Genomic DNA, 11,977 nt, shown 5'->3' on the forward strand with positions numbered 1-11,977 from the left:
CCCCAGCTTTTACCGCTCGTTGTGCCAAAAAATCGCAGCGTTATAACCCGTTCAGCTGTTACTTGTGCACACTCGCGGCTGCACTTGTCACCGAACTGTCATGTCGAAACAATCCGGGGTAGGTGCCTGTATCCAAAATTTAAGTCAATGAAAAACATCGCTTTTTTTTACTGGTGAAAAAATCGTCAGTTTGAGCGCAGGCCCCGTTCCACAGGGCTTTGCGCGAGTTCAGGGGGGGTTGTCCACTGAGTTATCCACAGCTTCTGTGGATTGTCCCAAGCGCTTGCTCTAGCACGGGCGTGCCGGTTTTTTTCGGCTTTACCCGTACGAAAAAAGGAGTAGAGTGGCGCGCCTTCCGATCTGTCCCACAGTGTTTTATGAAGTTTCGCTCAGTATCAAATCCTGTTACCTCCACACCCTCGGGTGTTACCCCACCCAAACGTATGTCGATGCGGGTGGCTGAGTGGCTGCTCGACAGCCCGCGGCTGGGAGACAGCCCCAGCGTCAAGCACCTGGCGGGTCGTTTGCTCAAGCAACCGGCCCGTGAAGGCGTGGTGGCCGCGCAGAGTCGCCTCGGGCAGTTGATGTGCCGCGAATGCGGCAACGCCCGGGATCGACGTATCGGCCACGACCTGCTGCGCCAGGCCGCCCGGGCCGGCGATGATCGTGCCCGCCGGGCCCTCGGTGAAATCGAAGACTGAAAACGAAGACCGCGCTGGGCAACCCCAAGCCGCTTGGTTAACCTTCGGGCTTTATTTAATCGGCAGGAATTGTCATGGCTATGGATTTGACCAGCCTGTTGTTTGGCCTGGCAGGCACTGCGGTGCCGTTGCTGGCTCTGGCCTGGCACCTGCAACGCCAAGCCGCTGCCGCGCAGACTGAACTGGCCCTGCTGGAGGAGCGCCTGGCCACGGCCCACATGGCCCACGATGGCCTCAACGCCCAGCTCGACGCCTGCCGTGACGAAATCAGTGATCTGAGCCAGGCCAACGCCGCCAAGCAGGCCGAGCTTGCCGCGGCCTGCCGTGAGGTCGAATTGCTGCAGATCGAGCGTGACAATGCCCGGGATGCGTCCCACGCCTGGAACCTCGAACGTGCCAACAAGGAAGCCGAGCTGCGCCGGCTCGATGCCCAGGCGGCGTCGTTGCAGGCCGAACTGCGTGAGCAGCAGGAAAGCCATCAGCAACGCCTGGAAGACCTGCAAGGCTCGCGAGACGAGCTGCGGGCGCAGTTCGCCGAGCTTGCCGGGAAGATCTTCGACGAACGTGAACAGCGTTTCGCCGAAACCAGCCAGCAACGCCTGGGCCAGTTGCTCGATCCGCTGAAGGAACGCATCCAGTCCTTCGAAAAACGCGTTGAAGAAAGTTATCAGGCCGAGGCCCGGGAGCGTTTCTCCCTGGGCAAGGAACTGGAGCGCTTGCAACAACTGAACCTGCGCCTGAGCGACGAAGCCACCAATCTCACCCGGGCGCTCAAGGGCCAGAAGACCCAGGGTAACTGGGGCGAACTGATCCTGGAGCGGGTGCTTGAACATGCCGGCCTGGAGAAGGGCCGCGAGTATCAGACCCAGGTCAGCCTCAAGGGCCCGGACGGCGAGCGTTTCCAGCCGGACGTGTTGATTTATCTGCCGGGCGACAAACAAGTGGTGGTCGATTCCAAGGTCAGCCTCACGGCCTATCAGCAGTACGTGGCCGCTGAAGATGACGCCGTCGGCCAACTCGCCCTCAAGCAACATGTGGTGTCGTTGCGTGCCCACGTCAAAGGCTTGGCCGGCAAGGACTACAAGCGCCTGGACGGTTTGCACAGCCTGGATTTCGTGTTGCTGTTCGTACCAATCGAAGCGGCGTTTTCCGCCGCCCTGCAAGCCGAGCCGAACCTGTTCCAGGAAGCCTTCGACCGCAACATCGTGATCGTCAGCCCGACCACGCTGCTGGCGACGCTACGGGTGATAGACAGTTTGTGGAAACAGGAACGCCAGAGCCAGAACGCCCGGGAAATCGCCGAGCGGGCCGGGTGGCTGTATGACAAGTTCGTCCTGTTCATCCAGGACCTGGACGAGATCGGCAGTCGCTTGCAGCAGTTGGACAAAGCCTACAGTGCCGCGCGCAACAAACTGACAGAAGGGCGCGGCAACCTGATCAGCCGTAGCGAACAGCTCAAGCTGCTCGGCGCCCGGGCGAGCAAGAGCTTGCCTGCCGATTTGCTCGAGCGGGCGATGACCGATGCGGATGGGCTGCCTGAGTTGCCGGAAGAAACCGCAAAAACCCAGGATTGATGAAACCCTTGGGCTTGATGCAAAACCTGTGGCGAGGGGATTTATCCCCGCTCGGCTGCGCAGCAGTCGTAACCGGCTTGCATGGTTCATCAGTTGCCCGCGGTGCCCGGGACTGGGGTTGCTACGCAACCCAGCGGGGATAAATCCCCTCGCCACATGCTCAGTGCCCGGCTGGAGAACGCCTGCGCCTACAACGGCAAATGCCGACTCAACAACGCCCGCAACGCCGCCGGCTTCACCGGCTTGGCCAGGTAATCCAGGCCCGCCGCATGCACCAGGGCCACCGTCTCGGGGCGGCCATCGGCGCTGATCACCACCCCTGGCACCGGTTCCCCCATGCGCGTGCGCAACCAGGCCATCAGTTCGGTGCCGGTCTCGCCGTCGTCCAGATGAAAATCCACCAGCGCCAGTTGCGGTCGACCGCCCTGGGCCAGCCAACGCTCGCATTCCTCGCGGTTGCGCGCGGTCCACACCTGGCAACCCCAGCGCGTCAGCAGGCTGTTCATGCCGATCAGGATGCTGTCTTCGTTATCGACGCACAGCACTTGCGCGCCGCTTGGCAGATGACCGTTGGGTTCGGCCACGGGCCCCGGCATGACGGCCTGTGTCGGTGCCACGGGCACGCTGACGCTGAACACGCTGCCGCGCCCCGGCCAGGAGCGTACGCGCAAGGTATGGCCCAGCACGCGGCATAGGCCGTCGGCGATGGCCAGCCCCAGGCCCAAGCCTTTTTCGGCGCGGGTCTGGTGGCTGTCCAGGCGCTTGAACTCTTCGAAAATGACTTGCAGCTTGTCCTCGGCGATGCCCGGTCCGCGGTCCCAGACTTCCAGGCACAACTCGCCGTTGCGCCGGCGTACGCCCAGCAGCACCGGGCCCTTGGCGTAGCGGAAAGCGTTGGTCAGGAAGTTCTGCAAAATGCGCCGCAGCAGCTTGATGTCGCTGTCCACTCGCAACTTCGAGCCGCGAACCCGGAACTTCAAGCCTTGTTCCTGGGCCAGGGCCGTGAACTCCGCGCCGAGGGTATCGAGCAGCTCGTTGAGGGCGAAGGGCTTGCGGTCGGGGTTGATCTTGCCGTTTTCCAGGCGGGAAATATCCAGCAAGTCGGTGATCAGGTCTTCAGCCGAGCGCAGTGAACTGTCCAGGTGTTGCACCAGCTGCCGGGCCTCGCTCGGCAAACCGTCGTGCTGGTGGGACAGTGCGGCGGAGAACAGGCGCGCGGCATTGAGCGGTTGCATCAGGTCGTGGCTGACCGCCGCCAGGAACCGGGTCTTGGATTGATAGGCCGCTTCGGCGGTGCTCTTGGCTTCGGTCAGGGCCAGATTCAGTTGGGACAATTCCCGGGTGCGGTCGGCTACCCGTTGCTCCAGTCCTTCGTTGGCTTCGGTCAGCGCCTGTGCGGCCTCACGGAAGGCGGTGATATCGGTGAAGCTCATGACGAAACCACCACCGGGCATCGGGTTGCCGATCAGCTCGATGACCCGGCCGTTGGGGAACAGCCGTTCAGAGGTATGGGCTCGGCCCTGGCGCATCCAGTGCAGGCGCCTGGCGACATGGACTTCCGCCTCGCCCGGCCCGCAGAGGCCACGTTCGGCGTTGTAGCGGATGATGTCGGCAATGGGCCGGCCGACACTGATCAAGCCGTCCGGGTACTTGAACAGCTCCAGGTAGCGGCGGTTCCACGCCACCAGCCGGAGGGACTGGTCGACCACGCTGATGCCCTGGCTGATGTTCTCGATGGCGCCTTGCAACAGGGCGCGGTTGAACTGCAGCACTTCCGACGCTTCGTCCGCGATCCGGACCACGTCTTCGAGCTGCATCTCCCGGCCTTCGATGGCGGCTTTCACGACCGCACGTGTCGAAGAGGCGCCGAGTACACCGGCCAGCAGGCGTTCGGTGTGGGCGATCCATTCGCCGTCGGCATTCTGGTTCGGGTTGAAGCCTTTGCCCTGGCGGTAGGCGAAGCGAATGAAACTTTGCCGCGCCCGCTCTTCGCCGACGAAACGTGCGGCCAGTTGCAAGAGGTCTTCGATGTGCACCGCAAGCATCGAGCGGGGGTTGGGGCGGGCACTGATTTCCTGGCCGATGAAGCGCCCGGCCTGCCAGTGTTCCGAGACGCGTGTGCGCGACAGCACCGACACCCAGGCGAACAGTGTGAAGTTGCCGGCCAGGGACAGGACCACCCCTTGGGTCAGCGGCGTAATCGGCAGGTTCAAGGGATTGCCGTGCAGCCAGGCCAGCCCCGGAAAGCTGCTGAGCGACCAGCCCAGGCTGTGGGCGGCAATCGGCAACACCAGGGTGTAGAACCACAGGAAGATCCCCGTGGCGAGGCCGGCGAACACGCCGCGGCGGTTGGCCTGTTTCCAGTACAGGGCGCCGAGCATGGCCGGGGCCAGTTGGGTCACGGCGGCGAAGGCGATCTGGCCGATGGTCGCCAGGCTCGCCGTCGAGCCCAGCAACCGATAGCTGACATAGGCCAGCAACAGGATGACCACGATGCTGACCCGGCGCACCGACAGCATCCACTGGCGGAACACCTCGAAGGGGCGTTCGGCGTTGTTGCGGCGCAACAGCCAGGGCAACAACATGTCGTTGGAGACCATGGTCGACAGCGCCACGCTGGCCACGATCACCATGCCAGTTGCCGCCGAGGCGCCGCCGATGAACGCCAGTACCGCCAGGGCCGGATGGGCCTGGGCCAGCGGCAGGCTAATGACGAACGAGTCCGGCAGCACGGAACTGGGCAGCATCATTTGCCCGGCGAGGGCGATGGGCACCACGAACAGCGCGGCCAGGGCCAGGTAGGCGGGAAATACCCATTTGGCCAGGCGCAGGTCCTGGGGTTCGATGTTTTCCACCACGGTCACGTGGAACTGCCGCGGCAAGCAGATGATCGCCATCATCGCCACCCCGGTCTGCACCACCATGGACGGCCAATTGATGGTTTCTTTCCAGTATTGCTCCAGGCGTGGGGCGAGCATCGCCTGGTTGAACAGGTCGTCGAAACCGTCGTACAGGCCGTACGTCACGAACGCGCCGACCGCCAGGAAGGCGAACAGCTTGACCAGGGATTCGAAGGCAATCGCCAGCACCATGCCACGGTGGTGTTCGGTGGCGTCCAGGTTGCGGGTACCGAACACGATAGTGAACAGCGCCAGGATCAGCGAGACGATCAGCGCGGTGTCCTGGGCGCGGGTGCCCATGGCGTCGGCACCAGCGCCGATCAGCAGGTTCACCCCGAGCACGATGCCCTTGAGCTGCAAGGCAATGTACGGCAGCACGCCCACCAGGCAGATCAGTGCGACCACCACCGCCAGGGATTGGGACTTGCCGTAGCGGGCGGCGATGAAGTCGGCGATGGAGGTGATGTTCTCCTGTTTGCTGATCATCACCATTTTCTGCAGGACCCACGGCGCCAGCACCAGCAGCAGGATCGGCCCGAGGTAGATCGGCAGGAATGACCAGAGCTGCTCGGCAGCCTGACCCACGGCGCCGAAGAACGTCCAACTGGTGCAATACACCGCCAGCGACAGGCTATAGACCCAGGCCCGCACCCGTGGCGGCAGCGGCGTGCTGCGCCGGTCGCCGTAGAAGGCGATGGCGAACATGATGGCCATATAGGCCAGGGCGACAACGGCGATCAGCCCGCTGGACAACGACATGGAAACTCCCGGACAAAGACACCGGGACTTGAGCCCGGCAGGACAGTCTCGCATGCCCGCTCGGGTTCGTCAGTGTCGACCAAGGTCGAGGCGTGGTGGGGTGTCGCAGGTGGGGGAAATGCGCAGATTACTTGGTGTTCTTTCGGGCCTCTTCGCGAGCAAGCCCGCTCCCACATTGGATCTCCAGTGGGAACAAGATTTGTGTTCACCACAGATCCAATGTGGGAGCGGGCTTGCTCGCGAATGCGGTGTTACTGACCCAACGCAATATCCACCAACCGATACAACTCCCCCACTTCCAACGGCGCGCTGGCAAAGAGAATGCGGAACACCGTCGGCGCCACCACCACATTGATCAGCCGCTCGACGCCCGGGTTGGGTTCATCGGGATAGCGGTCCAGGATGATCTGCAACTGACGGCTGATGATCCCTACGCAATACCCTGGGGTGGCGCAGGCCTGGATGTCGCGCATCATGTTACGACCGGGCTCGGAACTCATTTCGTCCAGGTACTGCTCGGCCCAGGCGCGCAGGTCGCCGCGCAAGCTGCCGGTGTCGGCCGGTTCGCCGTCGGGGCGCATGCGGGCGATGGCGACGTCGGCCAGCAGCGCCGGCAGATCGCCCCAGCGCCGGTAGATAGTGGACGGCGTGACCCCGGCGCGCGCAGCGATTTGCGGCACGGTCAGTGTCGCGCGGTCCTGCTCTTGCAGCAGGGCGCGGACCGCCGAATGAATCGATTCCTGGACCCGGGCGCTTCGGCCGCCGGGGCGTAAACCTTCTTTAATAGCCATGCGTCAGACCTTAACACAAAGAATTTGCTTTAAGCGCACACCGGTAGCACACTCCGCAAAAGCAAAAAATTAGCTTTTGCGAATGTTCTTGTGGAGCGTGCCCATGTCCCGTCCAGCTTCGACCCGCGCCAGCCTGATCTTCCTGGCGCTTACCTTGCTCGGTTTTCTCGCTGCGTCCAGCGCGCCGACGCCGTTGTATCACCTCTATCAGGAACAATTACAGTTTTCCCCGGCCGTTCTGACGCTGATTTTCGGCGTGTACGCCTTCAGTCTGCTGGCGGCCTTGCTGACCGTGGGGTCGCTGTCGGATTGCCTGGGCCGCAAGCCGGTGATTTTCGTGGCGCTGTTGCTCAACATATTGGCGATGCTGCTGTTTATCAGCGCCGATAGCGTCGCCTGGTTGATCGGTGCCCGGTTGATCCAGGGGTTCGCTACCGGCATGGCCACCAGTGTATTGGGTGCTGCTTTGCTGGACTTCGACCGTCGCCAAGGCCCGTTGATCACCAGCGTTGCGCCGCTGTTGGGCATGGCCTGCGGGGCGCTGGGCTGTGGCCTGCTGGCCGAGTTCGCGCCGTTGCCGTTGCAACTGACCTACTGGCTGCTGCTGGGGTTGTTCCTGGCCCAGGCCGTTTACCTCTGGCGCCTGAAAGAAAGCGTCAGCCCGCAAGCGGGTGTCTGGCAATCCTTGCGTCCGACCTTGCACGTGCCACTTCAGGCGCGGCGAGCCTTGTGGCGGGTCCTGCCACTGGATCTGGCGGCCTGGGCCGTGGGCGGTTTCTACCTGTCACTGGCACCGTCGCTGGTGCGGGCGGCCACCGGATCGACCTCCAATCTGATCGGTGGCGCGCTGGTGGCGGTGTTGACCCTCAGCGGCGCATCAGCCATCTACCTGTTGCGCAACCAGGAGGCCGACACAATATTGCGCCCGTCCGCGAGCCTGTTGGTGATCGGCCTGGCATTGGTGCTGGTGGCGGTGCATGGCGCCAGCTTGCCGTTGTTCTTCGTCGGCACGCTGGTCACCGGTGGCGGTTTCGGTGCCGGGTTCCTGGGGGCGCTGCGCAGCCTCATGCCGCTGGCGTTGCCCCACGAACGGGCCGGCTTGATGTCGGCGTTCTATGTCCTCAGTTACCTGGCCTTCAGCCTGCCGTCGCTGCTGGCGGGGAACCTGACGCGGGTGTTCGGCTTGATCCCGACCACCGATGGGTATGGCGCCGTGTTGATTGTGTTGTGTGTCGCAGCACTGTTGGGGTTACGGCAGTCGATAAAACCGCTCAGCGATGGCGTTCGGCCTTGAAACCAGGCATGCAGGTGCCGTGGGCAGTGGGTTAGTCTTGGCACCTCAGTCTTCTTCCGGACGGATCTCTTGAAAATCATCCGCAGTAAATCCTTCACCGGTGACCGTGCCTGGGCGGCGCTGGATATCGCCAACATGAACGGCATCACCACGCGCCTGCACTGGACCGATCAGCCGTACAAATGGCACATCAACGACGGCCAGGAAGTCTTCGTGGTGCTCGATGGGCAAGTGCAGATGTGCTATCGGGAAGAGGGCGTCGAAAAAGCGACCTTGCTGGACGCCGGAGACATTTTCTACGCCTCGGTGGGCACCGAGCATGTGGCCAAGCCCTTGGGCGAAGCGAGGATTCTGGTGATCGAGACTGAGGGCAGTGTCTAACTGTTATCTGTAAAGTAGATAACAGATAGAGAAATTACCCGTTATATAGATATTCGATCCGGCTCTAGCATGGCTCCACCTCATCCGAGGACAGGAGTTCATCATGACATGTGCTGCAAAAAGCCGCTTTCGGCCCTTGAGCCATTTGCCCAGGCCGATGGAGGCCATTCGTCAATTCACGCCAAACTGGTTTGCCGTGATCATGGGTACCGGTGTGCTGGCGCTGGCCTTGGCGCAATGGCAGGCAGCTATGCCAGGCCTGCACGCTCTGGGCGAAGGGCTGTGGGTGTTCAACACGCTGTTGTTCGTGGTGTTCGCCTTGATGTATACGGCCCGTTGGGTGTTGTTCTTCGACGAAGCACGACGGATTTTCGGCCATTCAACGGTCTCGATGTTTTTCGGCACCATTCCCATGGGGCTGGCGACCCTCATCAACGGCCTTTTGCTGTTTGGTCTGCCGCGCTGGGGCGAGGGCGTGGTAACGGTGGCCGAGGTGTTATGGTGGATCGACGTGGCCATGTCCCTGGCCTGTGGCGTGCTGATTCCCTTCCTGATGTTCACCCGCCAGGAGCACCGGATCGACCAGATGACCGCGGTATGGTTGCTGCCGGTGGTGGCCGCCGAAGTGGCCGCCGCCAGCGGTGGGCTGTTGGCGCCGCATCTGGCGGACGTTCATTCGCAACTGATCATGCTGGTCACCAGCTACGTGCTCTGGGCATTTTCCCTACCCGTCGCGTTCAGCATCCTGACAATCCTGCTGTTGCGCATGGCCCTGCACAAACTGCCTCACGAAAGCATGGCGGCCTCGAGCTGGCTAGCCCTCGGCCCGATTGGCACCGGTGCCCTGGGCATGTTGTTGCTGGGCAATGATGCTCCCCTGATTTTTGCCGCCAATGGCCTGCCTGGCGTGGGCGACATCGCCGCCGGATTGGGGCTGGTGGCCGGTATCACGTTATGGGGTTTTGGGTTCTGGTGGATGTTGATGGCGTTGCTGATCACCGCCCGCTATCTACGCGGCGGCATCCCCTTCAACCTTGGCTGGTGGGGCTTTACCTTCCCATTGGGCGTGTTTGCGCTGACCACGCTGAAACTGGCGGACCTGCTGAAACTGGAATTCTTCAGCGTCTTCGGCAGTGTGCTGGTGGCGATGCTGGTGGTGATGTGGCTGATCGTGGCGCGGCGAACGCTGGCAGGGGCCTGGCACGGTGAGTTGTTTGTGTCGCCCTGCATTGCAGGGCTGGCGAAATAATCGTTAAAGACAGGTAATGTGTGGCCTGGATCGAAAAACGTTCATTCCAATAAGCGTCCACGCCACTCAGGAACATGGAAGATGAGTCACCCTTCGCAGTTCACCTTGCTTCGCACGCGGCGTTTCCTGCCGTTCTTCATCACGCAGTCCCTTGGCGCGTTCAACGACAACATTTTCAAGCAGTCGCTGATTCTCGCCATTCTCTACAAACTGACCATCGACGGTGACCGCTCGATCTGGGTCAACCTCTGCGCGCTGCTGTTTATCCTGCCGTTCTTTCTGTTCTCGGCGCTGGCGGGGCAGTTTGGGGAAAAGTTCGCCAAGGACGCGCTGATTCGTCTGATCAAGCTCGGCGAAATCGTCATCATGGCGGTCGGCGCCGTGGGCTTCATGTTCGATCATTTGTGGTTGATGCTGCTGGCGCTGTTCGCCATGGGCACGCATTCGGCGCTGTTCGGTCCGGTGAAGTATTCGATCCTGCCCCAGGCCTTGCATGAGGAAGAGTTGGTCGGTGGCAACGGCCTGGTGGAGATGGGGACTTTCCTGGCGATCCTGGCCGGTACTATCGGCGCGGGCATCATGATGTCCTCGGCGCATTACGCCCCCGTCGTCTCGACCGCGATCATCGGCGTGGCCGTGCTCGGTTACCTCGCCAGCCGCGGCATTCCACGCGCGGCGGCGGCCTCGCCGCAAATGCGCCTGAACTGGAACATCTTCAGCCAATCCTGGGCCACCCTGAAGCTGGGCTTGGGGCAAACCCCGGCGGTGTCCCGTTCGATTGTCGGCAACTCCTGGTTCTGGTTCGTCGGGGCGATTTACCTGACGCAGATCCCGGCCTATGCCAAGGAGTGGATGCACGGCGACGAAACCGTGGTGACCTTGATCCTGACCGTATTCTCGGTGGGGATCGCGGTGGGTTCGATGCTCTGCGAAAAGCTGTCCGGACGCAAAGTCGAGATCGGCCTGGTGCCGTTCGGCTCGTTCGGGCTGACGGTGTTCGGGCTGTTGCTGTGGTGGCATTCCGGTGGAATTCCCGACAGCGTCGAGGGGCACGGTTGGCTTGAAGTGCTCGGTTTCGGCCACGCCTGGCTGGTGTTGATCGACATCCTTGGCCTGGGTGTATTCGGTGGCTTCTACATCGTGCCGCTGTACGCGCTGATCCAGTCGCGCACGGTGGAGAACGAACGGGCACGGGTGATCGCCGCCAACAACATTCTCAACGCGTTGTTCATGGTGGTCTCGGCCATCGTTTCCATCGTCTTGCTGAGCCTGGCCAAGCTGTCGATCCCGCAGTTGTTCCTGGTGGTGTCGCTGCTCAACATCGGCGTCAACGCGTACATCTTCAAGATCGTCCCCGAGTTCAGCATGCGTTTCATGATCTGGCTGCTGAGCCATTCCATGTACCGCGTGGAGCATCGCAACCTGGAGGCGATACCGGATGAAGGGGCTGCGCTGTTGGTCTGCAACCACGTGTCTTTCGTCGATGCCTTGTTGATTGGCGGCGCGGTGCGTCGGCCGATTCGCTTCGTGATGTACTACAAGATCTACAACCTGCCGGTGCTGAATTTCATCTTCCGCACTGCTGGGACCATCCCGATTGCCGGGCGCCAGGAAGACATTCAGATCTACGAAAAAGCCTTCAAGCGAATTGCCCAATACCTGAAGGACGGCGAGCTGGTGTGCATTTTTCCTGAAGGAAAATTGACCGCTGACGGTGAGATCAATGAGTTCAAGAGCGGATTGACGCGCATCCTCCAGGAAACCCCGGTGCCGGTGATTCCCCTGGCGCTCCAGGGTTTGTGGGGCAGTTTCTTCAGCCGCGACCCGGCCAAGGGGCTGTTTCGCCGGTTCTGGTCACGGGTGACGCTGGTGGCGGGTTCGGCGGTGGAGGTCGAGGCGGCAACGCCTTCGAGTTTGCAGGCGTTGGTGGGGGAGTTGCGCGGCACTGTCCGTTAGGACGAAAAACTATGGGAGCGAGCTTGCTCGCGATTGCAATCTGTCTGCTGGCATTGAGGTCACAGGCAGACCGCTATCGCGAGCAAGCTCGCTTGTATGGTAGGACTTGAAGGGAGGAGGAGGGACAAAGCTCGATTCTGACTGTTAGCCGCAGTACAGACCGTGGGAGATTTCACCCCTCCTCCTTTCACCCAAGCGCCGATAAAGAATGCATCTGGCCTAGACCGACGATAGGAACAAGCCTGCGCCTCTGGGTGAACCCTTCAAGTGTTCAAACCTTAGCCCGGAGGATTTTCAATGGCAATGCCGGTTTCTGTCGCAAAGCCGATCGTGGGTGTTGATGTCGCCAAAGATGAGTTGGTGATTTATCAC

Annotated in this window: 8 protein-coding genes; 6 read left to right on the forward strand and 2 right to left on the reverse strand. The window is 61.8% G+C overall.

Annotated features, from left to right (window positions below; translation table 11 throughout):
• Positions 1-377: 377 nt before the first annotated feature.
• Together BM317_RS28365 and rmuC are read left to right on the forward strand one after the other, a co-directional pair.
• Positions 378-701 (forward strand): SEL1-like repeat protein, encoded by a 324-nt coding sequence (locus BM317_RS28365; protein ID WP_072406575.1) that lies wholly within the window; start codon positions 378-380, stop codon positions 699-701.
• 188 nt (positions 702-889) lie between these two features.
• On the forward strand, positions 890-2,275 hold the full coding sequence (gene rmuC / locus BM317_RS28370; RefSeq protein WP_170842389.1) for a DNA recombination protein RmuC: 1,386 nt from the start codon (positions 890-892) through the stop codon (positions 2,273-2,275).
• Between the two features lie 188 nt (positions 2,276-2,463).
• On the opposite strand, the gene BM317_RS28375 is transcribed toward rmuC, so the two are convergent.
• Together BM317_RS28375 and BM317_RS28385 are read right to left on the reverse strand one after the other, a co-directional pair.
• Complete coding sequence (locus BM317_RS28375; RefSeq protein ID WP_092175671.1) at positions 2,464-5,934, reverse strand: hybrid sensor histidine kinase/response regulator; 3,471 nt, start codon at positions 5,932-5,934, stop codon at positions 2,464-2,466.
• Between the two features lie 251 nt (positions 5,935-6,185).
• Positions 6,186-6,725 (reverse strand): TetR/AcrR family transcriptional regulator, encoded by a 540-nt coding sequence (locus BM317_RS28385; RefSeq protein WP_092175663.1) that lies wholly within the window; start codon positions 6,723-6,725, stop codon positions 6,186-6,188.
• 103 nt (positions 6,726-6,828) lie between these two features.
• Between BM317_RS28385 and BM317_RS28390 the strand changes: the two genes are divergently transcribed.
• The 4 genes from BM317_RS28390 (at position 6,829) to BM317_RS28405 (ending at position 11,605) form a co-directional block, all read left to right on the forward strand.
• The gene (locus BM317_RS28390) at positions 6,829-8,019 is read left to right on the forward strand and encodes an MFS transporter (protein ID WP_092477076.1); all 1,191 of its coding nucleotides are present in this window, start codon (positions 6,829-6,831) and stop codon (positions 8,017-8,019) included.
• A gap of 69 nt (positions 8,020-8,088) precedes the next feature.
• Positions 8,089-8,400, forward strand: a complete 312-nt coding sequence (locus BM317_RS28395; protein WP_053124235.1) for a cupin domain-containing protein — start codon at positions 8,089-8,091, stop codon at positions 8,398-8,400.
• A gap of 103 nt (positions 8,401-8,503) precedes the next feature.
• Positions 8,504-9,649 carry a TDT family transporter gene (locus tag BM317_RS28400; protein ID WP_092477079.1) on the forward strand — a complete coding sequence of 382 codons (1,146 nt, stop codon included), beginning with the start codon at positions 8,504-8,506 and terminating at the stop codon, positions 9,647-9,649.
• 81 nt (positions 9,650-9,730) lie between these two features.
• Positions 9,731-11,605, forward strand: coding sequence for an MFS transporter (locus BM317_RS28405; protein WP_092175650.1), 1,875 nt, complete (start codon positions 9,731-9,733; stop codon positions 11,603-11,605).
• Positions 11,606-11,977: the final 372 nt, after the last annotated feature.

The organism is Pseudomonas sp. NFACC24-1, assembly GCF_900115235.1.
Taxonomy (GTDB): domain Bacteria; phylum Pseudomonadota; class Gammaproteobacteria; order Pseudomonadales; family Pseudomonadaceae; genus Aquipseudomonas; species Aquipseudomonas fluorescens_AA.